25 protein-coding genes are annotated in these 21,101 nt (G+C 41.5%); all 25 read right to left on the bottom strand.

Annotated elements, in window-relative coordinates:
- Positions 1 to 4: 4 nt before the first annotated feature.
- Positions 5 to 919 carry an RluA family pseudouridine synthase gene (locus T494_RS0106555; RefSeq protein WP_028505617.1) on the bottom strand — a complete coding sequence of 305 codons (915 nt, stop codon included), beginning with the start codon at positions 917 to 919 and terminating at the stop codon, positions 5 to 7.
- Positions 912 to 1,445, bottom strand: coding sequence for a signal peptidase II (gene lspA, locus T494_RS12520; protein WP_051540166.1), 534 nt, complete (start codon positions 1,443 to 1,445; stop codon positions 912 to 914). The genes T494_RS0106555 and lspA overlap by 8 nt, the downstream gene beginning before the upstream one ends.
- Positions 1,446 to 1,553: 108 nt before the next feature.
- A complete protein-coding gene (locus T494_RS0106545; RefSeq protein WP_028505616.1) occupies positions 1,554 to 2,348 on the bottom strand; it encodes a DivIVA domain-containing protein in 795 nt (264 codons plus the stop codon).
- A 12-nt stretch (positions 2,349 to 2,360) separates the two neighbouring features.
- Positions 2,361 to 3,170 carry a YlmH/Sll1252 family protein gene (locus tag T494_RS0106540; protein WP_242836402.1) on the bottom strand — a complete coding sequence of 270 codons (810 nt, stop codon included), beginning with the start codon at positions 3,168 to 3,170 and terminating at the stop codon, positions 2,361 to 2,363.
- A complete protein-coding gene (locus T494_RS13405) occupies positions 3,145 to 3,600 on the bottom strand; it encodes a cell division protein SepF (protein WP_051540164.1) in 456 nt (151 codons plus the stop codon). Before T494_RS13405 ends, T494_RS0106540 begins: the two co-directional genes overlap by 26 nt.
- Before the next feature lie 4 nt (positions 3,601 to 3,604).
- A complete protein-coding gene (locus T494_RS0106530; protein WP_028505614.1) occupies positions 3,605 to 4,324 on the bottom strand; it encodes a YggS family pyridoxal phosphate-dependent enzyme in 720 nt (239 codons plus the stop codon).
- On the bottom strand, positions 4,305 to 5,588 hold the full coding sequence (locus T494_RS12510) for an HlyD family efflux transporter periplasmic adaptor subunit (protein ID WP_051540162.1): 1,284 nt from the start codon (positions 5,586 to 5,588) through the stop codon (positions 4,305 to 4,307). The genes T494_RS0106530 and T494_RS12510 overlap by 20 nt, the downstream gene beginning before the upstream one ends.
- A gap of 15 nt (positions 5,589 to 5,603) precedes the next feature.
- On the bottom strand, positions 5,604 to 5,843 hold the full coding sequence (gene hfq, locus T494_RS0106520; RefSeq protein WP_028505613.1) for an RNA chaperone Hfq: 240 nt from the start codon (positions 5,841 to 5,843) through the stop codon (positions 5,604 to 5,606).
- 51 nt (positions 5,844 to 5,894) lie between these two features.
- Positions 5,895 to 6,851 carry a tRNA (adenosine(37)-N6)-dimethylallyltransferase MiaA gene (gene miaA, locus T494_RS0106515; RefSeq protein WP_028505612.1) on the bottom strand — a complete coding sequence of 319 codons (957 nt, stop codon included), beginning with the start codon at positions 6,849 to 6,851 and terminating at the stop codon, positions 5,895 to 5,897.
- A gap of 24 nt (positions 6,852 to 6,875) precedes the next feature.
- Positions 6,876 to 8,885, bottom strand: coding sequence for a DNA mismatch repair endonuclease MutL (gene mutL / locus T494_RS0106510; protein ID WP_028505611.1), 2,010 nt, complete (start codon positions 8,883 to 8,885; stop codon positions 6,876 to 6,878).
- Positions 8,886 to 8,916: 31 nt separating this feature from the next.
- On the bottom strand, positions 8,917 to 11,532 hold the full coding sequence (mutS, locus tag T494_RS0106505; RefSeq protein ID WP_028505610.1) for a DNA mismatch repair protein MutS: 2,616 nt from the start codon (positions 11,530 to 11,532) through the stop codon (positions 8,917 to 8,919).
- A 37-nt stretch (positions 11,533 to 11,569) separates the two neighbouring features.
- Complete coding sequence (locus T494_RS0106500) at positions 11,570 to 11,980, bottom strand: YlbF family regulator (protein WP_028505609.1); 411 nt, start codon at positions 11,978 to 11,980, stop codon at positions 11,570 to 11,572.
- 22 nt (positions 11,981 to 12,002) lie between these two features.
- Positions 12,003 to 13,391 carry a tRNA (N6-isopentenyl adenosine(37)-C2)-methylthiotransferase MiaB gene (gene miaB, locus T494_RS0106495; RefSeq protein WP_028505608.1) on the bottom strand — a complete coding sequence of 463 codons (1,389 nt, stop codon included), beginning with the start codon at positions 13,389 to 13,391 and terminating at the stop codon, positions 12,003 to 12,005.
- A 130-nt stretch (positions 13,392 to 13,521) separates the two neighbouring features.
- On the bottom strand, positions 13,522 to 14,313 hold the full coding sequence (locus T494_RS12505; protein WP_028505607.1) for a hypothetical protein: 792 nt from the start codon (positions 14,311 to 14,313) through the stop codon (positions 13,522 to 13,524).
- A 136-nt stretch (positions 14,314 to 14,449) separates the two neighbouring features.
- Positions 14,450 to 14,788, bottom strand: a complete 339-nt coding sequence (gene hisE, locus T494_RS0106485) for a phosphoribosyl-ATP diphosphatase (protein ID WP_028505606.1) — start codon at positions 14,786 to 14,788, stop codon at positions 14,450 to 14,452.
- Position 14,789: 1 nt separating this feature from the next.
- Complete coding sequence (hisI, locus tag T494_RS0106480) at positions 14,790 to 15,143, bottom strand: phosphoribosyl-AMP cyclohydrolase (RefSeq protein WP_028505605.1); 354 nt, start codon at positions 15,141 to 15,143, stop codon at positions 14,790 to 14,792.
- Between the two features lie 10 nt (positions 15,144 to 15,153).
- The gene (locus T494_RS0106475) at positions 15,154 to 15,555 is read right to left on the bottom strand and encodes a GNAT family N-acetyltransferase (RefSeq protein WP_037344139.1); all 402 of its coding nucleotides are present in this window, start codon (positions 15,553 to 15,555) and stop codon (positions 15,154 to 15,156) included.
- Positions 15,556 to 15,565: 10 nt separating this feature from the next.
- Positions 15,566 to 15,961: a cytidine deaminase gene (locus T494_RS0106470; RefSeq protein ID WP_028505603.1), complete on the bottom strand. Its 396-nt coding sequence runs from the start codon at positions 15,959 to 15,961 to the stop codon at positions 15,566 to 15,568.
- A 3-nt stretch (positions 15,962 to 15,964) separates the two neighbouring features.
- Positions 15,965 to 16,720, bottom strand: a complete 756-nt coding sequence (gene hisF, locus T494_RS0106465) for an imidazole glycerol phosphate synthase subunit HisF (RefSeq protein ID WP_028505602.1) — start codon at positions 16,718 to 16,720, stop codon at positions 15,965 to 15,967.
- Between the two features lie 15 nt (positions 16,721 to 16,735).
- Positions 16,736 to 17,527, bottom strand: coding sequence for a class I SAM-dependent methyltransferase (locus T494_RS0106460; protein ID WP_028505601.1), 792 nt, complete (start codon positions 17,525 to 17,527; stop codon positions 16,736 to 16,738).
- Between the two features lie 4 nt (positions 17,528 to 17,531).
- Positions 17,532 to 18,137 carry an imidazole glycerol phosphate synthase subunit HisH gene (hisH, locus tag T494_RS0106455; protein ID WP_028505600.1) on the bottom strand — a complete coding sequence of 202 codons (606 nt, stop codon included), beginning with the start codon at positions 18,135 to 18,137 and terminating at the stop codon, positions 17,532 to 17,534.
- Entirely contained in the window at positions 18,137 to 18,715 is a 579-nt protein-coding gene (gene hisB / locus T494_RS0106450; RefSeq protein WP_028505599.1) for an imidazoleglycerol-phosphate dehydratase HisB, read from the bottom strand. The genes hisH and hisB overlap by 1 nt, the downstream gene beginning before the upstream one ends.
- A gap of 23 nt (positions 18,716 to 18,738) precedes the next feature.
- Entirely contained in the window at positions 18,739 to 20,034 is a 1,296-nt protein-coding gene (gene hisD / locus T494_RS0106445; protein WP_037344136.1) for a histidinol dehydrogenase, read from the bottom strand.
- A gap of 17 nt (positions 20,035 to 20,051) precedes the next feature.
- Entirely contained in the window at positions 20,052 to 20,450 is a 399-nt protein-coding gene (locus T494_RS0106440) for a hypothetical protein (RefSeq protein WP_028505597.1), read from the bottom strand.
- 12 nt (positions 20,451 to 20,462) lie between these two features.
- The gene (gene hisG / locus T494_RS0106435; RefSeq protein WP_028505596.1) at positions 20,463 to 21,098 is read right to left on the bottom strand and encodes an ATP phosphoribosyltransferase; all 636 of its coding nucleotides are present in this window, start codon (positions 21,096 to 21,098) and stop codon (positions 20,463 to 20,465) included.
- Positions 21,099 to 21,101: the final 3 nt, after the last annotated feature.

Genomic DNA, 21,101 nt, shown 5'->3' with positions numbered 1-21,101 from the left:
TTCCTCAAAAGATCTTTTTAAGCTTGCTCAGAATTGTTACAAAATAATCTGGCAGCTCGCTGTCAAACTCCATATATTCACCACTTGTAGGGTGCACAAAACCTATCTTTTTTGCGTGAAGGCATTGCCCTTGGACACCTTTAACAGCCTTTCCATAGACATCGTCACCATATACAGCGTGACCTATATATGCGCAATGGACTCTGATCTGGTGTGTTCTGCCTGTTTCAAGGCAGAATCTGACAAGAGAAAAGTTTCCAAACTCATCTATGACCTCATAATGCGTAATTGCATCCTTGGAGTTAGTATCGCATACGCACATTTTCTTCCTGTCATATTTACTTCTTCCTATGGGAGCGTGTACAGTACCTATTTTTTCAGAAAACCTTCCTGTAACAATGGCACAATACTCCCTGGTAAAACTGTGTGCTTTTATCTGCTCGGCAAGCATATTATGAGCATCATCGTTTTTAGCCACAATAAGCAGACCGCTTGTATTCTTATCTATTCTGTGAACAATGCCGGGTCTTATAACCCCGTTAATAGAAGAAAGCCTGCCTTTACAATGGTATAACAGCGCATTAACAAGGGTCCCGCTGTAATTGCCGGCAGCAGGATGCACGACCATACCCTTGGGTTTATTTACAACAATAAGGTCGTCGTCTTCGTAAACTATTTCCAGGGAAATATCTTCTGCTGCAACATCAAGCTCCACAGGATCTGGTACATTTACAATGATCTCGTCACCGATTCTAAGCTTATAATTCTTTGGAATTTCTGCTTCATTGCAAAGAACAAGACCGCTGTCTATAAGCTTTTGCACAGCACTGCGTGTAAGCGAAGATTCGTTATCGGAAATAAATTTATCAACTCTTGTTCCAACATCCTTCTCACCTGCGGTAAAACAGATTTTATTCATCTTTTTCCTCCGCAGTATTTGCCGTGTCTTCAGTTTCTGCAATATCTGATTCTGTTGCTTTTTTGCCCGAATTATCAAGGAAGATAATATATACAGCAAAAAGAATTGCTCCTACGACAACGCAAATATCGGCAAAGTTGAATACCGGAAACTTAAAAGGCTCAAATTTGATATAATCGATTACTTCTTTTATCCTTATCCTATCTATAAGATTGCCAAGTCCCCCTGCGATAAGCATAGCCAGTGAAACGAGCTGCAGCTTACTTGAATTCCTTTGTCTGTACATATAATACACGCCCAGAACGCAGATTACAACAGGAAGACCGATCAGAAACCACGTCTTGCCTTCCATAATGCTCCATGCAGCACCGCTGTTTCTTACATGGTTAAGGCTAAAAAGCTTAAAATCGCCAAACTTGATCACTTCCACAACGCTTCCGATCTCAAGATTTGCGTTTACAATTATTTTGATTATCTGATCTACTGCAATAAGACCGGCGGCGATCAAAAGCGAAATTACAAACATTCTATCTTCCTTCCACAGGAGCGGATATTACTATATCCGCATTGCATTAACCATTAAAAGGCTCTGTATTCAAACCTATATGTTTGTTACAGAGCCATTTAGAAATTATCAATTATTCTTGCCAAACTGGAGATCATTAAGGGTGCTCTTAGGGATAACAGGTTCAAAGGATCCTGTATTAAGTATCTTTTCTACCCTTTCTTCTTCCTCTCTTGCAGCAGCCTCAAGCTCTGCTGTGCTGTCATCAACGTAATCCTCTGCCGGCTGCTCCTCAACAGGCTCTTCTTCAACCTCCTGTGAAGCTATATAGTTGCCATTCTCATCAAAAGAGGACTCATACTCGTCAAGCTCTTCCTCAGAGAGTGTAGGAAGATCCATAACCAGCTGGATCTGTGCCTTATACTGCTCAATAAGATCAGACTTAAAATATGAAACTTCAGCCTGGAGCTGTCTGTATTTAGCAAACTCCTCCTCATAAGCAGCTTTAAGAGAATTGATCTTATTCTCGGTTATAGCTGTATTATCTCTTATCAGCTTAGCACACTTATCCTTATGCTCTTTAACGATTCTCTCGCACTCAGCAGCGCTCTGCTCAGCAAGGCGCATCTGCTCGGTCTTTGCACTGTCGATCATCTCTTTTGCCTGAACCTTGGCATCGTTTACGATCTTACGTGCATCCTTCTGTGCTGTTACGAGAACATCAGTAATAGCATCTTTATCAGCCATAAGCTCGTTGACCTTTTCAACAAGCTTGTTGATCTTAATATCCTTTTCCTGGTTATCTCTGAGCAGAGCTGCATAGTCATCTGCAACATCCTTGAGATAATCATTAACACCGTCGATATCATATCCGTTCTTTATGACATCAAATTTCTGATTACTGATACTATTTGGATTCAACATTTAAAGACCCTCCTAAATAAATTTACACAATGTAATATGAATTCTATCTTTTTTTGAGACACCATTTATTGATTTAAAAATATATTTGCCATATCCTTTTACAGAGAAAGCCTGTCCCTGCAATATTTTTTCATCTGGCTTATAGCTTATCAGATGATCTATGCATATCCCATGAGTTTTTATACACAATGCAGCCTTATCCCTTGAAAGTCTTGTTGCAAGGCTGAAAACGCAGTCAGCACGAAGGGAGGAAACCGTACCCGATATCTCGCTCAGTTTACATTCGCAGGATATAGAACTATCAAAGCCTATTGAAGCCTCAACGCCGACCCTACCTATTTTCTTCACTTCATACAGCACACGCTGCGCAACAGTTTCATAGACAAGAACATTTGTCTTTCCTTCTCCGACGATGATATCACCGACGCAATCTCTTTCTATGCGCATACTCATAAGGCTGCCAAGGAAATCTCTATGTGACAGTTTGTCAGCGGTCCTGTATGTAAAGCAAATTGGCTTTATAGGATAAACATCCTCTTGGAGCACTTTGCCTTGTGGAAAGAATCCAATAACTTTTCTGTCAGCAGAATCATATCCGCCCCAAAAACTGTAATTATCCAGTTTTTCCGATCTAAGGACTACCTCACAAAGCTTTTGCTGTCTTTCATCGAGAAAGAAGGAATATTTTGTATAATTTTTTTCCCAAGCGGCTTTTGCCCAGGAAACGACATTTTTTAAAAGGATTTTATCCTCATCGGATATATTGCCGAGATATGAAAATCTCTCCTGTGGCATGTCAGAAATTATAGCCGTTCTTTTCAAGCTCCTGAGCAATGTCAGCTCCGCCGTATGCAACTACCTCAGGAAGGATAGCAAATGTTTTTGCGGCAATAAGCTTCATTGTTCCTCTATTTGCGTAAGAAACACCGGAAAGAAAGTCAACGATCCTTGTACCTACATCGTTGCTGACCGTCTCAAGATTGAGAATAACGGTCTTCTGAGCATTGATCTCATCACCTATTGACTTAACCTCCTGGAAAGTCTTAGGTCTTGCAAGAACAAGCTGCATAACAGGGTCCGGTTTTCTATCATATATAGGCTCTGTTCTGACAGCTGAATTCTGTGTGAAATCATTTTCTTTGTACATTTCTCTGTCCTCCTGTGTTTCGTTGTTTTCTGTTTGAGTTTCATAAACATCCGGTTCTTCATCTTCACCGATAAAAAAGTTTTTGAACCCCTTAACGAATCCCATTTTATTACCCTCCAAAATATTTTCTGGCTCCAAAGAGCTTTGTTCCTATTCTTACCAGATTTGAGCCATGCTTTATTGCCAGCTCATAATCTCCCGACATTCCCATGGAAAGTATCTGCATACAAACGCCTTTTATATTCATTTCACTTATACTCAGATAAAGCTCATGCATTTTTTCAAACACACTTTCATCACAACCGATAGGAGGGATAGCCATAAGACCTTTGACCCTCACATTTTCAAGCTGGGAAATCTCACTGATAAGTTCATGGCATTGGTCGTAGGCAACGCCGCTTTTAGATGCCTCATCTCCAACATTGACCTCAACAAGTATATCCATTATCTTATTGTGAGCCAATGCTGATTTATCTATCTGTGCAGCAAGCTTCAGGCTGTCAACAGATTGTATCATAGAAACGTCTTCGATTATATATTTGACCTTATTGGTCTGCAAGTGACCTATAAAATGCACCTGAGCACTTTTATCATAGCTGTCTTTCTTGGAAATAAACTCCTGAACTCTGTTTTCTCCCAGAAGTTTTACTCCCTGACTAACAGCAAAATTGATCTTTTCAGGCTCGACAGTCTTAGTAACAGCCATAATCTGCACATTTTCGCCGTTTTTAGCATATTTCGCCCTTGCGTTCTCTACATTATAACATATTTCTTTATAATTTTCAAGGATATATTGAAAATTAGAAGAATTATTTTTGGGAAGATCCATCACTTTCCGCCTCTTTCCCCTTTGAACTGTTGCTTTCATCACTATTACTGCTGCTATCCTTTGGTGAAAGCGTGGAAACCTTACTGCTGTCAACATTTTCAAGAAGTATCTGATCAAAGACTAACAGGTATTCCTGGTCATCGGTGTTTTTGGAGAGAACAAAATCATCTCCCTCATAGATAACGTCTATTTTCTTAAATACGATATCCTTTCCGACTATGACATAAACGCCCTTTTGTTCTCCGTTAAAGCGAATAGCTTTCCTGGGCACTCTTACACCGGTATACTCATCAAATACAATAAGGCTTGATGCCACTCTTGTTGCTGCAAGCTCCTCATCAAGCCTGTCACAGCTCATAACCACCATAATATTGTCGTCTTCCACCGGCTTTACAGAGTCAACATGAACTACATACAAGCTCTTTGAAGCGCTCATAGCAAGTTTTAGATCAACGCCTTCAACGATCCTTTTGTCGTTCTTCAGCACACCGACTATCTTGCAAGAATAGTTATCAAATATCTTTCCAACAGCATTTTCAAGTCTTTTGGGCGCAGCATCAACGATCTCCTTGATCCTCTGAGGTGTTATAGAATCAAGCTTATCAATGGAAAGCTCAGTTTCATATCCGTCTGCTGAAGATACAAAATAGCCTGTCTGCGTTGTTTTTATTGTTCCTGTCGGAGAAGATGCCGCAGCAGTTTGCTTATCCTTCTCGGCTTTAAGCTGATTCATTCTGCTGTCAAAGCCGGTTTGCGATTTAGTAACGATATCATAAATATTCATCGTCATTGACAAATCGCTTTTCATTTCACCAAGCTCGGAATAATTGCCCTTGGCTATACCTGTAAGCATCTGCTTATACTGGCTGTTTATTTTATTTTTAATGGCTTCCGGCTGAATAAAATTCGTTGTACCCGGATTTTGTGCTTTAGAAAGCTTATCTATCTCAACAGTAAGATCGGCAGCTTTCTTTTTTGCCAGTATCTGATCCTCGTTGTTATAAACCTGGGCCACTACATCATCGGTTTTGACCTTACTGCCATCCGGCAAAAGATAATCTATTACTCCGCTGCCGTTATAATTCAACACCGTTTCATTTCTTACAACAACGCCATCAAATGAAATATTCTCGTTTACAGTAGTTATCACAGCTTCCTCAGTATCATGTTTTTCATTGAAGATATAGTAAAGCTGACTTCCGATAACAGTCACCATAAGCACGGCAATAAGCGCAGCAAGAAATTTAATGGTCAATGAGTTCATCTGAAAGACTCCTTGTTATTCAGCTGTACTGTCCTGCTCCTGAATGCTTATCGGTCTGGACGGAGAGATAGTAGAAATAGCGTGCTTATAGACTATATTCTGTTTGCCCTCGCAATCAAGGATAACTATAAAGCTATCAAAGCCTTTTACGATACCCTTGAACTGATAACCGTTCATAAGGAAAATAGTAACTCCCACTTTTTCCTTTCTCGCCTGATTTAAAAACACATCCTGAAGATTGATATTTTTATTCATTTTCAGCACTCCTTATTTTTGTCTTACACATCTGACAGCACGATATGCTGTTCAAGACCTATTATAACACATTATTTTGGATTTGGCTACAATATTTTCGATATTTTTTATTATTTTTTCAAAAGAATCAAATTTATCGATATACACCCACTGTATACCGCTAAGATTTCTGAACCAAGTAAGCTGTCTTTTGGCGTAATGACGTGTTTCCAGCTTGATTTTATCTATACATTCATCAACAGTGAGATCTCCGTTGAAATATGGTATAAGTTCTTTAAAGCCAATAGCTTGACAGGCTGTTTTCAGCCCTCCCTGCTCATATACAGCCCTGCATTCATCAACAAGTCCATTATCCACCATAACATCGACCCTTTTATTTATCCTGTCATAGAGCTTATCTCTGTCCTCACAGGTAAGACCGATAATACAGGAATCATAAGGAGACTCTTCTTTTCTGCTGTTGATCTTATGCTGTGAAAGAGTTACGCCTGTTAGTTCGTAAACTTCAAGCGCCCTTATAACTCTGGGAAGGTTGTTCTCGTGGACTTTCAAAGCTGTTTCGGGATCGACTTCATAAAGTCTTTCCCAGAGTAAATGATTTCCCTTTTCTTTTGCCTCGTCTGAAAGCCTTTGTCTTATTGCATTATCATTTCCTGTATCGTCAAACTTTACATTCTCGATAAGAGATGTAATATAAAGCCCGGTTCCGCCGCAGACGATCGGGAGCTTGCCTCGTGAATAAACTTCGGAAATTATTTCAGATGCCTGTCTGACATAATCCGCAACGCTGAAATCCATATCAAGATCCAGCACATCTACAAGATGATGGACAACACCATTCATTTCATCAGCAGTCGGTTTTGCAGTTGCGATCTGCAAGTCCTTATAGATCTGCATTGAATCAGCGGATATCACCTCGCCATTCAGCTTTCGGGCAAGCTCTACAGAAACCGCCGTCTTACCGGAGGCGGTTGGTCCGCAGATCACCACAACAGGTATTTTTTTCAAAGCGGATGACACCCTTTCGTTTTATTATACAATGCGTCTGAACTGTTTTTCAATATCTCTTTTTGACAGCTTTATAAACACAGGTCTGCCATGTGGGCAATATCTGATATCATCATTTTCATACACATTTTCTATCAAAGCCTGAAGCTCCACTACGCTGGATTTGTCATGAGCTTTAATAGCCGCCTTGCAGGCAAGGGAATGATAAAGGTCATCAAAAAGCTCGATCTGAGGGTCCATTTTATGCGCAATAAAATTTCTTGCAAGCTCGCTGACTGCCTCAGTCGGATTCTCGTCCCCAAGAATGACCGGAACGCCCTTAACCGCCACAGTGGGGGCAACATCAGGCTCTATTTCAAATCCAAGCTGACGTGCTTTTTCAACGTTCTGTGAAAGAGCATCATATTCATCATACGCAAGCACCACCATTACAGGCTCAAGCAGCATCTGAGGATCAAGCTGGTTCTTATCATTTTTGATCTTTTCAAAGATATATCTTTCGTGTGCTGCGTGCTTATCCATAAGAAGCATATCATCACCGCACTGGGCAACCACAAATGTTCTGAACAATTCACCGATTACCACAGGTCTGGGCTTTTCCGCTGTTTCAGCGGGCACGGCGGGAACTTCAGCCGGTTTTCTTTGCAAATCGCTGTTACCGATAAACCTGAATGATCCGGGATCATCTTCCTTAGGAAGCGGTATTTCACTCACCAGCTTATTTATCTGGTCAACGGTAAGCTTTTGCGGTTTCTCCTGTGGTTGGACAGCATAAGAAGCTTGCTGTTGAGAGGCGTTCACATTTTCGGCAGGAATGTTATATTCAACAGATTCCGGAGGATCATTTTTTTGCACAGGCAACCTTTGTTCGGTTTTATTATCGGATAGGTCCGCAACAGTTAACGTCTGCCGCTGCGGAGTCTGTGTCTGTACAGGCTGTACAGGATCTGCAAAGCGCATCTGAACCCCCGGATCTGATTTTACGCTATAAAGCTGCTTGTCAGTAAAATGGCGTTTGCTTTCAAATACGATCTCGTTAGGTTTATCGTTTTTTAGAAGCGAATCCTTGATCGCATAGAACACTGCCTCGTGCATAAGCCCTTCGTTGGAAAAGCGCACCTGGATCTTAGTCGGATGCACATTGACATCGACCGTATCCGGCGGTATCTGAAGATAAAGCACACAGGCAGGAAATTTACCTACCATTATCTGATTGCGGTATGCATCTTCAAGGGCGCATGAACAGGCAACAGACTTTATATATCTGTGATTTACAAAGAAATTCTGAAACTTTCTGTTTGTTTTGGATTCAAGTGGTCTTACGGTATATCCGCTGATATGTATTCCCTTCCAGTTATAATCCACAGGTACAAGGGACGATGCAAATTCTCTTCCGTATACCGAATAAATAGCTGAGTAAATCTTACTGTCACCGGGGGATATAAATTCAACTTTATTATCTCTTATAAACTTGAATGAGATCTCCGGATGAGAAAGGGTAAGCTTGGTTACTATCTCGGCAACATAGTTACCCTCGGTGGAATCCTTGCGCATGAATTTAAGCCTTGCAGGGACATTGTAAAAAAGATCTCTCACAATAAATGTCGTGCCGTCGGGACAGCCGCTTTGCTCTATAAGCTTTTGCTCTCCGCCTTCTATCTCATAATGGGTACCGTATTCGTCGTCGAGGCGTTTTGTGAGAACGCTTACTTTTGAAACGGCACAAACCGAGGCAAGAGCTTCGCCTCTGAAACCAAGTGTCAATATACTTTCAAGGTCATTTTTAGAAGCGATCTTGCTTGTTGCATGGCGAAGGAATGCGGTGGGAAGATCCTGTGCAGAAATACCTTTGCCGTTATCTGTCACACGAAGATACGTTCTTCCGCCGTTTTTTATCTCTATGGTAATATTGGTTGAACCTGCGTCCACCGCATTTTCAAGCAATTCTTTTGCCACAGAAGAAGGTCTGTCGATAACCTCTCCTGCGGCTATAAGCTCGGATATCTCTTTTGTAAGTACTTTAATTTCGGACATTTTGCTGTTACCTTTCTATATCTTTAATGCATTAAAGATAGGTTGAAAGCTCTTTAACAAAGCTTCTTAATTCTTCGTCGGTCATTTCATCGACATTGGTTTCTCTGAGTCTGTCAAGGACGATCGAATCGCTGATCTTGTCAAACGATACCTGTGCTGAATCGGTATTTTCCACCGCAAGGTGAGCTTTTCTGTTTTCCTCTTCAAGCTCTGCAAGAAGTGATTTTGCCCTTGATATTATCTTATCTGGAAGTCCGGCGAGCTTTGCAACTTCAATACCGTAGCTTTCATCTACACCGCCCGGAACTATTTTTCTCAAAAACTTTATTGAATCTCCCTGACGCTTGACAGCAACGGAAAAATTGCGCACCCCAACAAGCTCTTTTTCAAGGCTGATCAATTCATGATAATGTGTTGCAAACAAAGTTTTGCAGCCAAGTGAGCGTGATGTTGAAATATACTCCGATACAGCTCTTGCTATGGATATTCCGTCAAAGGTCGATGTACCTCTTCCAACCTCGTCAAGGATAACAAGGCTGTTCTTGGTGGCATGCTTGACTATATCAGCTACCTCAGCCATTTCGACCATAAAGGTTGACTGTCCTGCTGTAAGGTCATCGGAAGCACCGATCCTTGTGAATATCTGGTCAACAACTGATATCTTTGCATAATCTGCCGGCACAAAGCATCCGATCTGCGCCATTAAGGTTATAAGTGCGACCTGACGCATATACGTGGACTTACCGGACATATTGGGACCTGTAATAACAGCCATTCTGTTGCTGGTAAGATCAAGATATGTATTATTGGGGACAAACACCTCGTCCTTCTGCATCAGTTCCACAACAGGGTGTCTTCCGTTTTTGATATCAATTATACCGTCAATAGCTATTTCCGGCTTTGTATAATTGTTGTTTATTGCAACTCCCGCAAAGGAGCACAGAACATCTATCTGTGCAACAGCAGAGGCAGTCTCCTGCACAAGGCGAAGCTGTGTGGCAATAAAGTCACGGATCTCTGTAAATATCTCCTGTTCAAGAGTGATTATCTTGTCGCTTGCGCCAAGGATAGTGTTTTCAGCAACCTTTAATTCCTCAGTAATGAATCTTTCGCAATTTGCAAGCGTCTGCTTTCGGATATACGTCTGAGGTACAAGGTCATAGAACGACTTGGTGACCTCAATGTAATATCCGAAAACACGATTATATCCTATCTTCAGATTCTTGATTCCTGTTTTTTCTTTTTCACGTTCGCAGATATCGTCAATTATATCCTTTCCGCCGGAGCGGATATTTCTAAGTCCGTCAAGCTGTTCGTTAAATCCGTCCTTGATAACACCACCGTCCTTGACGTTTACAGGTGGTTCGTCAACAATAGCGTTTTCTATAAGATTAGAAACTGCATCAAGAGTAGAAATTCTGTTTTCGCACTCACAGATGAGTTTTGAATCAAACTGTTTCAGAAGATCCTTGAGTACAGGAAGCTTTAACGCTGTAAGAGATAAGGATTTCAGATCTCTTGGAGATGCGGTCTTATACATCACCCTTGTCATAAGTCTTTCAAGGTCGTAAACACCGCTGAGAACTTCCTTTATTTCGGACAGCATCACAGGATTCTCAACAAATTGCTCAACTGCATTAAGGCGGGACGTTATTTTGGCAGGGTTTATCAGAGGCTGTTCAAGCCAGGATTTAAGCATTCGCTTGCCCATTGAGGTTTTTGTAGAATCGATGACCCACAAGAGAGAGCCTTTCTTTTCCTTATTACGCAGGGTTTCAGTAAGCTCAAGATTTCTTCTTGCTGTGAAACCGATAGTCATCACCGGGTCAACGTCATGCTTGATTATCTTTGAAAATCTGCCAACAAGCGCTTTTTGAGTCTGGTATATATAGGCAAACAAACCGCAAACTGCTTTTGCACTTACCTTCTCGGGATCTATTCCGATATCGGCAAGACTGTTTACAGAAAACTGCTTCAAAACATCTTCTGTATGATACTTTACCGAAAAGTCCATTTCTTCAAGAAGCTGTACTGTGGTTTTTAGTTTTTCTCTAATAAATCTTGAAAGTTCTTTATTTGACAAGAACGAATCGTTGATAAGGACCTCCGACGGTTCAAATCTTGACAGCTCGTTTATAGCTTCATTGGTCATCTGTTTTCCGGAAAACTCAAAAAGATGTACCTCGCCGGTTGAGATATCGGCAAAGCACAATGAGCTTTGCTTATCGAGAGTGTAAAATGAACAGATATAATTGTTCGAGGTCTCGTCCAGCATACTGCTCTCAATGAGCGTTCCGGGAGTAACTACCCGGATAACTTCCCTCGGAACGATACCTTTACACTGGGAAGGATCCATGGTCTGCTCACAAATGGCGACCATAAAGCCTTTGTCAATAAGCTTTTTTATATACAGATCACAGGCATGGTGCGGCACACCACACATAGGCGCACGTTCACTCAGCCCACAATCTCTTCCGGTAAGTGTGAGTTCAAGTTCTCTTGACGCAGTAATAGCATCATCAAAAAACATTTCATAAAAATCTCCCAGCCTGTAAAACAGGATGTGATTCCTATAATTCTTTTTTACTGCAAAATACTGCTGCATCATGGGAGACAGCTTTGATTCATCCACATCTTTGAAAAGCATTGGGCGCTCACTTCCTACCTATTATCATTTGATATACTTAATGACAGCCTCCGCACGTGCTGCAGCTTCCCGAGCATCCTTGCGGTGCTTGCTCCGGACAGGTCATCGGATCCTCCCCGTTGGCAGCCATGGAAACAATATAGTTTATAGAATCAAGAAGCTTGTCCATTTCAGCTTTGGCTTCATTGAATTCTACCATTTTAGGCATAGCCATTATTTCATCGTACATCTCTCTGATCTCTTTATCAAGGGTCGTAAGCTTATCTGCATCCTTATCCGGAGTTCTCATAGCCTCGCTGAGCTCTGCCCTTTTAAGGTTGAACTCGCCTATCTTGTTTTGTATCTCGGTATCGGTGTCGTTTATCTCACTTGCCTTCATATACCTGATATATCTATCATCTGTCTGGATAGCCTTTCCAAGTTCTCTCGCCTGTTCAATTACTGTCATAATAATACTCCTTACTAAATAATTATTCTTCAACAAGCTCGCCGCTCAAAGCCCAGTTCATAGCTTTTATAATGCGAACCTGTACGAATTCACCTATATATTTTTTATTCCCCGCAAACTCAACGATTATTCCCTCATCGTTTTTTCCTGTAAGATACCCTTCGCCGGTTCTGCCCTCGCTCTCAACAAGTACCTCAACGGTTCTGCCGACAAATCTGGAAAGCCACTGTGAGGAAATCTCTCGCTGTTCAAGCAGAAGTTCACGAAGCCAAAGCCCCTTTTGCTTATCACTGATATTATCCTCAAGCTCAGCTGCTTTTGTACCGCTTCTTTTAGAAAAAACAAAAGAATAGATATTATCGTATTTTACAGTTTTAATTATATCCTTTGTTTCACAGAATTCCTCATATGTTTCTCCCGGAAAACCTACGATAATATCAGTCGAAAAGGAAAAATCGCTTGATCTGCTTCTTGCATACTCAATGACAGACATATACTGAGCAATGTCATAATGTCTGTTCATTGCCTTAAGCACCCTGTCACAGCCTGACTGAACGGGCAGATGCAAACATTTGCAGACTTTATCGCAGTCCATTATTGTATCAATAAGTTCTTTGCTTGCATCCTTAGGATGGCTTGACATAAATCTTATCCTGAATTTGCCGGGAATATTGTTTATACTTCTCAAAAGCTCCGGAAAACCGTAACTATATGAGTTGACATTCTGTCCAAGAAGTGTGATCTCCTTATATCCGTTTTCAACAAGCTGTCTGACTTCATTTATTACTGCATCAGGCTTTCTGCTCCTCTCACGTCCACGTACGTACGGAACAATACAGTACGTACAGAAATTATTGCAGCCATACATGATCGGAACATATGCTCGCAGCTTGTCCTCTCTGAATTGTTTGAAGTCTTCATTAATATCAAGGCTGTTCTCAGAGATATTAAAAACACGTTTGCGCTTTGAAACGACCTCCCAAAGCATTTGATAGAACTCATTATATGCAAACGTACCAAAAACAAGGTCGACTTGCCGATAGGTGGATCTTATCTTTTCCACAACGTGTTTTTGCTGTGCCATACATCCACAGACAGCAATTACAGTATCAGGATTTTGTTCTTTAAAATGCTTCAGGTCACCTATCGTCCCGTAAACTTTATCCTCTGCATTTTCTCTGACGGCGCAGGTGTTAAAGATTATTAACTGAGCGCTGCTGTAATCATCGGTAAGCTCATAACCTATTTTTATCAGCTCACCTTTGATCTTTTCTCCGTCACTAACATTTTGCTGGCAGCCAAAAGAGTGGACAAACGCCAGAGGAGAATGCGCATATGTTGATTTATATTCGGTGCAATAACGCACAAGTTCAGACTTTGCAGCCTGCTTTTCGGTTATTGTTTCAGGCATTTGATAACCTCATTTCAGCTTATTTCAGGGCACAACAATACTATTTTATTATATAACTTTTCAGTTGCTTTGTCAACCACAAACAAACAAAAATCGCCGCAGTTCGTGCTGCGGCGAAAAAGGGAAATAATTATGTTTGCGTATTATCTTCGGTAGTTTCTTCAGTTTCAAGCCCTTTAGGGAAAAACTCATCGGTGGGGAAAGCAATTTTCTCAAATACTTCACACGGAGAATCGGTATTGCTTGAACACTCCTTTAGAGGTATACAATAATCATATACCGGTACAAGTACAGGTACAGGTCTTTCAAGCTTGATGACTGAGAACAGACCAAGGGTCGTTCTTACTATCCTGTTTGTAGGATCTATAACCGGATCTTCCTGACAGCCCTGGGAGTCATTACAGTCAATATTACAGTTAGTAACAGGCAGACAAGGGTTGCAAAGGAGCTTTGTGTTAAGAACGATCGGATCTACAACGCTCACAGAAGCGATCGGCATTGTTGAACAGCAGTCGCAGCCATTGATAATTGGACCGTTTGCCTCATCTGAGCGAAATGCCTTTGTATTGCCTTCACTGCCGAAAAGAATAACCTTCTTACTAAACTTGCACGAACCGGTTGCATCTGTCACGGCACCGTCACCGCAGGGAGTGATCTGCAGATCAAGGCTGAATGTATAGGTAATATCCACAGAGTAAAACCCTTTATTAAAGGGCACGGCATCTACCGTAAATGTGGCATCGATCACCTCTGCACACGGAATTTTAACATGCGAAGCATTGTTCAGCAGCTCCTGTGTCGGGGCATCTACGCTTACAAGCAGATCCTCAAGACAATCCTGCGATGAACAGGAATCGAACACACGCATGGCTTCAACGCACACAGCATCTTTAAACGTGTTCTGTTTTACGGAATCACTCATAGTAAAATCCTCCTGAATCATAATATGTTAGAAGCAGTTTTTTTACTTCCCTATATCTTATTCATTCGGGACTATATGTGTGCAAAAACAGTGAAAAAAATAAAGAGCGGTGACTGTTACCGCTCTTTTATCTGAATTATGTATTCTTATCGGTAGTGTGGAACTGTTTAAGATTTCCTATCTTTTCGTTTCTTTCCTCAAGCACCTTTTCTATCTCGCTCCAGTCAAGACCCTGATTAGCACAAAGCACCATAACATGATATAAAAGATCATTGATCTCATTTTTAAGTTCCTCATTATCACCGTTTTTAGCTGCAATAATTGTCTCGGCAGCTTCTTCGCCGACCTTTTTGCAGATCTTATCAACACCCTGCTGATAAAGATAACAGGTGTACGATTTTTCAGGAGCATTTCCGTTATCGTTATCTATTTTTCTTTGCTTGAGCACCTCAAAGATTTCCTGATAAACATTCATTTCATTCTTCCTCCTCATTATACATCTCATTGAAAAAGCAGCTGTACGAACCGGTATGACAAGCAGCACCTGTCTGCTTTACATTAACAAGCAAGGTATCATCATCACAGTCAGAATAAATGCTTATGACCTTTTGCAGATGACCGCTGGTAGCGCCTTTATTCCACAATTCTTGTCTTGAACGGCTCCAGAACCAGGTATATCCGGTTTCAAGAGTCTTTTTCAGACTATCCTTATTCATATACGCAAGCATAAGTACTGTCTTTGTATCGACCTCATAGCAAATAGCAGGAATAAGCTCGCTTTTTACAAAATATTTATCCAGGTCGTTAATGTCTATTTTTATGCAGTTCATAAATACTCCTTTACGTCCACAGACTTGTTATACACATAGGCAGTGACTTGTCCTCGATTTTAAAGCCGCACTGCTCATAAAAATGCGTTTCATTTTTATATGCCACAAGAACAACTCTGAGATAATCCTTATATTTCTGCTTTGTCATATCCACAAGTGTTCTGCCGATCGTTTGTCCGTGATAATCGGGATCGACCAGCAGATAATGGACATAGGCAGTCATTATGCCGTCATCCATAGCGCATATCATGCCCACGAGCTTTTCTCCGTCCCAGGCAGAATAAACTGTCTCAAAGTTTTTCATTGCAGTTACGAGCTTATCCGGGAAATGACCCGATGACCACTCAACGGACAGAAACAGCCTTTCAAGCTGTTCACTCGTAAAATCATGTATATCTTTATACTCTATCATAACATCAACATCATCCGATCCACCAATGGGGCGTAAGCTCACCCATGGTGATGACCTCTCCTTTGCTGTAATCAAGCATTACTTCGATATTTTTATAGCTATCAGGCATAAGCTGGACTATAAGCTCACGACAAGCACCGCAGGGAGCACCCTTTCCCTCATTGGGAGGGATACAAAGGACTTTTTCTATCTCATACTCGCCGTTGGTCATCATATTAAAAATAGCGTTTCTCTCAGCACAAATCCCAAGGGTAGAGCAGGTATCGATACAAACGCCGGTATAAATCTTTCCGGTCTTACTGAGAACAGCTGCACTTACCTCTCCACAGGCAACATATTCAGACACTTGTTTTGGGCTTAGCACAGCTTTTGCAGCCTCGTACATTTCGTTCCATATATTATCCATTGATTACCTCACAGTGATGCCTTTACTGCGGCAATCGTCCTTGACCTGTCCTACGGTAAGCTCTTTGAAATGGAAAAGGCTTGCTGCAAGCGCTGCAGAGCAATCCGTCTTTATAAATGCATCAGCAAAATCTCCTAGCTTTCCTGCTCCGCCCGAAGCTATGACAGGTATCTTAACGGCATCTACAACTGCTTTCAACATAGGAATATCAAAACCTCCCCTGACGCCGTCGGTATCAATAGAATTCAGACAGATCTCACCCGCTCCCAGCTGTTCGCATTTTTTTACCCAGTCAATAAGATCTATCTTCATATCTATTCTTCCGCCGTTGATATAAACTGTCCATTTATTAGGACTTATAGCTTTGGCGTCCACACCAACGCAGATACACTGGCTGCCAAATATATCGGCACCGTCTTTAATAAGCTGAGGGTTCTTTACTGCCTGAGAATTGACTGAGACCTTGTCTGCACCGGCACGAAGCGTATCACGGATATCGTCCACCGTTGCAATACCTCCGCCAACAGTCAGGGGGACAAAAACTTTTTTTGCAGTTTCTCTCACAACATCAAGTATTACTCCACGTCCCTCGTGTGACGCAGTTATATCATAAAATACTATTTCATCGGCACCCTGGAGATTGTACTCATAAGCACATTCAACGGGATCTCCAACCTCTTTAATTCCCTCAAAATTTACGCCCTTAACGACCTTTCCGTCACGGACATCAAGGCATGGGATAATTCTTTTAGCAAGCATCAGATCTTCCCCTTGTTACTTTTTCTTTAAAACAGCGAAGGCTGCATAATGTAATATCTCAAATTTTTCAGGGTACTGCCGGAGCATTAAAAGGTGCTCTTTTTCCCATTGTTCCTTTTCCTGTTCATTAAGCTGAGATGCGCCTATTCCACGGCAAGCTTTTATTCTTCCGTTCCAGGTCTCACGTGTAAAAGCAACCGGTATACGGAATTGGAGCGTATTATCAATATCAAAGTATTCATTGTACTCTTCCGGTATAGCCAATGGATGGAAAGTCTCCCCACAGCCTGACCAGGAAGGGTTATACTTTAACACAAGCTCCTCACTTTTCTTTGCGATCTCATCTTCAAACGGGAGCCAGTTCATAAGCATAAACACAACCTTCCCCTGAGTCTTTAGCAGTTCGCTGAAAAGCTTTGATGTAACTTTATGGTCAAAATACCAATAACATTGACAAGCTGTAATTACATCAAATGAACCGGATTCAAAAGGCAGCTCTTCAGCTGAGGAAACCACATATTTAATATCCATTTTCTGCGCCTTGGACAGTATACGAGCCTGCTCTATCTGATTGTCGGAGATATCTGTTCCTGTCCAGTCTGCACCGTATCCATACATATTTCGTGGCAGTACACCTGTACCGGTCCCGATATCAAGTACAGACTGTCCCTTTATGCACAAGCCCATCTGAGCGATTTTATCATAGAAAACAGCCGGATAGATATCTCTGTACCTTGCGTAATCTTCTGATGTTTTTCCCCAATCAAAACCATTACCTTCATCGATATTAGGTCTGCTTATCTCCATAACACTACCTCGACATCAAAACAAAGTTTTTAAGTATTTTCAGTCCCGTTTCGCCGCTCTTTTCAGGGTGAAACTGACTGCCAAAAACAAATTTTCCGTCACCGACAACAGCGGGGACCCTGGATCCGTAATCACAGAATGCAAAGAGTGTCTCATCGTTACAAAACGCCTTATACGAATGGACAAAATACACGTACTCGTCATTTCCTAATCCATTTAACAAAGGACTATGCTGCGAGAACTCAAGCTTATTCCAGCCCATATGAGGTATTACCAGTCCCGGTTCTGTGATCTTATCAACATATCCCTGAACAAGTGACAAGCCTTTACATTCTTCAAACTCATAGCTTTTTTCAAACAGAAGCTGCATTCCCAGACATATGCCCAGAAAAGGCTTTTGCTTTGCCTGCTCTTTTATTGTGTCGACCAAACCGCTATCAACAAGCATCTTCATGGCAGCAGGAAAAGCTCCCACACCGGGAAGGATCAATGCATCTGCCGACTTGATCTCAGAAACATCTCTGGTCAGGATACTATCAAAGCCAAGATAATCAAGAGCATTCTTTACCGAGAAAATATTGCCTGCACCGTAATCTATAATTGCGATCATCACAATACTCCTTTTGTTGAAAGAACTGCACCACCGTTAAAAGCAAGTGCCTGTTTCAGCGCATGAGCCACAGCTTTAAATATAGCCTCACAAATATGGTGATCGTTTTTACCGTACTCCTCTTTGATGTGCAAAGTAATACCGGCATTGAAGGCAAAAGCTCTGAAAAACTCCTCTGCAAGACAGGTATCAAATTCACCTATTCTGTCATCTGAAAAAGCAGCATCAAAAACAAGAAAGGATCTTCCACTTATATCCAATGAACAAAATGCAAGCGCTTCATCCATGGGTACAAAGGCACTGCCATAGCGTGCGATACCGGCTTTATCCCCAAGTGCCTGTGCAAAAGCTTTGCCAAGACATATTCCGATATCTTCCACACTGTGATGACCATCAACATTCAGGTCACCTTTGCATTTAATATCCATATCAACTCCGCTGTGTACAGCAAGAGCGGTTAGCATATGATCAAAAAAGCCGATCCCCGAATCAACTGATACATTGCCCTTTCCGTCCAGGTCAATGGATAAAACTATATCTGTTTCTCTTGTCTTTCTTTCGATCTGTGCTGTTCTCATAAATAACACCTGCCTGTAATTATTTAAAACCTTACTTTTATGGAATTGGCGTGAGCTGTCAAGCTTTCCTTTTCAGCCACATAAATTATATCATCCTTACCCTTCTGAAGCGCATCATGTGTGTAGTATATAAAGCTGGAACGCTTTTCAAAACTTGTAACGGAAAGAGGTGAGAAAAATCTGGCTGTTCCGCTTGTGGGAAGGACGTGGTTCGGACCGGCATAGTAGTCGCCAAGAGGCTCCGGTGCATACTGTCCAAGGAATATGGAACCTGCATTATCAAGCTTACCAACGTACTCCATGGGGTGCTCAAAGAGAACCTCAAGGTGCTCCGGAGAGAACTTATTTGCCATCTCGCATGCCTGATCCTTAGTATCACAAATAAGGATCGCACCGTAGTTTTCGAGAGAATATCTTATTATATCAGCTCTCTCAAGATGCTCGATCTGATTTCCGATCTCATCAACAGTCTGCTCGGCAATGCTTTCGCTCGTAGTTACGAGAATAGCCGATGCAAGCCTGTCATGCTCAGCCTGTGACATAAGATCGGCAGCAATATACCTTGGATTTGCTTTTTCGTCAGCCATAACAAGTATTTCGCTCGGTCCGGCAAACATATCAATATCAACAGTTCCGTAAAGCAGTTTCTTTGCAGTAGCCACATAGATATTTCCCGGTCCGACGATCTTATCCACCTTAGGCATCTGCTCTGTGCCGTAAGCAAGGGCAGCTATAGCCTGGGCGCCGCCTGCAAGAAATACTCTGTCAACTCCGCAAAGTGCAGCAGCAACAAGTATATCTTTATTTGGTGTACCGTCTTTAAGAGGCGGTGTTACCATGGTTATTTCCTTTACACCTGCTATCTTTGCAGGAATTGCGTTCATCAGGACGCTTGAAGGATACGCTGCTGTGCCGCCGGGGACATAAAGACCGACCTTTTCAAGACCTCTTACCTTCTGACCAAGCACACAACCATCAGGTGTACAGTTAACAAAGCTCTGAGCTTTCTGTCTCTGGTGAAAATCGGTTATATTCTCAATGCAATTCAGCAATGCTTCAACCAGCTTCGGGTCTGCCTCTGTAAGAGCATCGTTGATAACATCTCTTGGAACTTCATAGTACTGTGGGAGCTTTCCGTCAAATTTTAAAGTATAGTCATTGACAGCCTTATCTCCGTTGTTTTTCACATTCTCGATTATATCCGATACAACAGCTGTGATCTCCTTGTTTGTTTCACCGTTACGTTTTTCAAGCTGTTTAAAGAACTCGATTTCATCTTTTCCGTTAGCATATATCTTTTTAATATTTACAATATCCATTTTACAGTCCTCCGATCCTATTGCTGGTATATGAGCTGTGGTGTTTTATCCTGGTTAAACAGTATCCAGACATACATATTAGGTCCAAGATTATGTGCCTGTGCTTCAGCAATGGATGTTTTAATATCGGCACTTATTATCTTATCCCTCAGGTTTGGAAAATACTGATTATAATACATGATTGTGAACCAGACATTTGAAGCATTCTGCTTACGTACATTATATATGTATCCAACAACAGCCGCACCGTCAGGCACGCCGTCAACAGGCTGCATTGGAGTTTGCATAAGATAGTTTTTGACCTCCTCAGGCAATGCAGCTGCAATGGCTTCATCGTTTGCGTTCTGTTTTTTAGCGAGAACAAATACAACTCCTATAAACGCACCGACAATAGCACCTACTATTACGTATTCCATATAAACTTCCTCCTACTTATCAAGTCTTTTTTCTACGAGCTCAACAAAGCTCTCGATCTCATTCTGTCTTAGTTTCATACTTACCATATTTACTATCAGTCTTGCAGAAACAGGACAAACATCCTCAATAACTTCAAGACCATTTTCTTTAAGTGTTGTTCCAGTCTCAACAATATCGACTATTGCATCTGCAAGCTCAAGAAGCGGTGCAAGCTCTACCGATCCCTCAATTTTAACTATATCCACATCCATTCCCTTGGCTTCAAAAAAGTTACGGGTGACATTGGGATACTTTGTTGCAATAGTCTTTACGTTATATCCTGAATAAAAATCATAGCCTTTCTTCGTTGCAAGGGCAAATTTACATTTTCCGAAACCAAGATCAACAAGCTCAAAACACTTGCCCTTCATTTCCATGATCGTATCCTTGCCCACAACGCCCATATCGCACACACCGTGTTCAACATAAGTAATAACGTCATTAGCCTTGGCAAGGACGACCTCAAGATTACCGTCGGGAACAGAAAGGATAAGCTTTCTTCCCTTTTCACGTATCGATGTACAGTCATAACCAAAGCTTTCCAGCAAACCGACTGTGTCTTTTTCCAACCTGCCCTTTGTAAGAGCAATACGAAGCGGTTTATTCATATG

The sequence above is a fragment of the Ruminococcus sp. FC2018 genome (assembly GCF_000621805.1).
Lineage (GTDB): Bacteria > Bacillota > Clostridia > Oscillospirales > Ruminococcaceae > Hominimerdicola.
This window is presented reverse-complemented; position numbering and strand designations above follow the sequence as displayed.

Coding starts and splice junctions, on each gene's coding strand:
- T494_RS0106555 (WP_028505617.1), bottom strand. CDS start 919: ATGAATAAAATCTGTTTTACCGCAGGTGAGAAGGATGTTGGAACAAGA.
- lspA (WP_051540166.1), bottom strand. CDS start 1,445: ATGTTTGTAATTTCGCTTTTGATCGCCGCCGGTCTTATTGCAGTAGAT.
- T494_RS0106545 (WP_028505616.1), bottom strand. CDS start 2,348: ATGTTGAATCCAAATAGTATCAGTAATCAGAAATTTGATGTCATAAAG.
- T494_RS13405 (WP_051540164.1), bottom strand. CDS start 3,600: ATGGGATTCGTTAAGGGGTTCAAAAACTTTTTTATCGGTGAAGATGAA.
- T494_RS0106530 (WP_028505614.1), bottom strand. CDS start 4,324: ATGGATCTTCCCAAAAATAATTCTTCTAATTTTCAATATATCCTTGAA.
- T494_RS12510 (WP_051540162.1), bottom strand. CDS start 5,588: ATGAACTCATTGACCATTAAATTTCTTGCTGCGCTTATTGCCGTGCTT.
- hfq (WP_028505613.1), bottom strand. CDS start 5,843: ATGAATAAAAATATCAATCTTCAGGATGTGTTTTTAAATCAGGCGAGA.
- mutL (WP_028505611.1), bottom strand. CDS start 8,885: ATGTCCGAAATTAAAGTACTTACAAAAGAGATATCCGAGCTTATAGCC.
- mutS (WP_028505610.1), bottom strand. CDS start 11,532: ATGCTTTTCAAAGATGTGGATGAATCAAAGCTGTCTCCCATGATGCAG.
- T494_RS0106500 (WP_028505609.1), bottom strand. CDS start 11,980: ATGACAGTAATTGAACAGGCGAGAGAACTTGGAAAGGCTATCCAGACA.
- miaB (WP_028505608.1), bottom strand. CDS start 13,391: ATGCCTGAAACAATAACCGAAAAGCAGGCTGCAAAGTCTGAACTTGTG.
- T494_RS12505 (WP_028505607.1), bottom strand. CDS start 14,313: ATGAGTGATTCCGTAAAACAGAACACGTTTAAAGATGCTGTGTGCGTT.
- hisE (WP_028505606.1), bottom strand. CDS start 14,788: ATGAATGTTTATCAGGAAATCTTTGAGGTGCTCAAGCAAAGAAAAATA.
- hisI (WP_028505605.1), bottom strand. CDS start 15,143: ATGAACTGCATAAAAATAGACATTAACGACCTGGATAAATATTTTGTA.
- T494_RS0106475 (WP_037344139.1), bottom strand. CDS start 15,555: ATGATAGAGTATAAAGATATACATGATTTTACGAGTGAACAGCTTGAA.
- T494_RS0106470 (WP_028505603.1), bottom strand. CDS start 15,961: ATGGATAATATATGGAACGAAATGTACGAGGCTGCAAAAGCTGTGCTA.
- hisF (WP_028505602.1), bottom strand. CDS start 16,720: ATGCTTGCTAAAAGAATTATCCCATGCCTTGATGTCCGTGACGGAAAG.
- T494_RS0106460 (WP_028505601.1), bottom strand. CDS start 17,527: ATGGAGATAAGCAGACCTAATATCGATGAAGGTAATGGTTTTGATTGG.
- hisH (WP_028505600.1), bottom strand. CDS start 18,137: ATGATCGCAATTATAGATTACGGTGCAGGCAATATTTTCTCGGTAAAG.
- hisB (WP_028505599.1), bottom strand. CDS start 18,715: ATGAGAACAGCACAGATCGAAAGAAAGACAAGAGAAACAGATATAGTT.
- hisD (WP_037344136.1), bottom strand. CDS start 20,034: ATGGATATTGTAAATATTAAAAAGATATATGCTAACGGAAAAGATGAA.
- T494_RS0106440 (WP_028505597.1), bottom strand. CDS start 20,450: ATGGAATACGTAATAGTAGGTGCTATTGTCGGTGCGTTTATAGGAGTT.
- hisG (WP_028505596.1), bottom strand. CDS start 21,098: ATGAATAAACCGCTTCGTATTGCTCTTACAAAGGGCAGGTTGGAAAAA.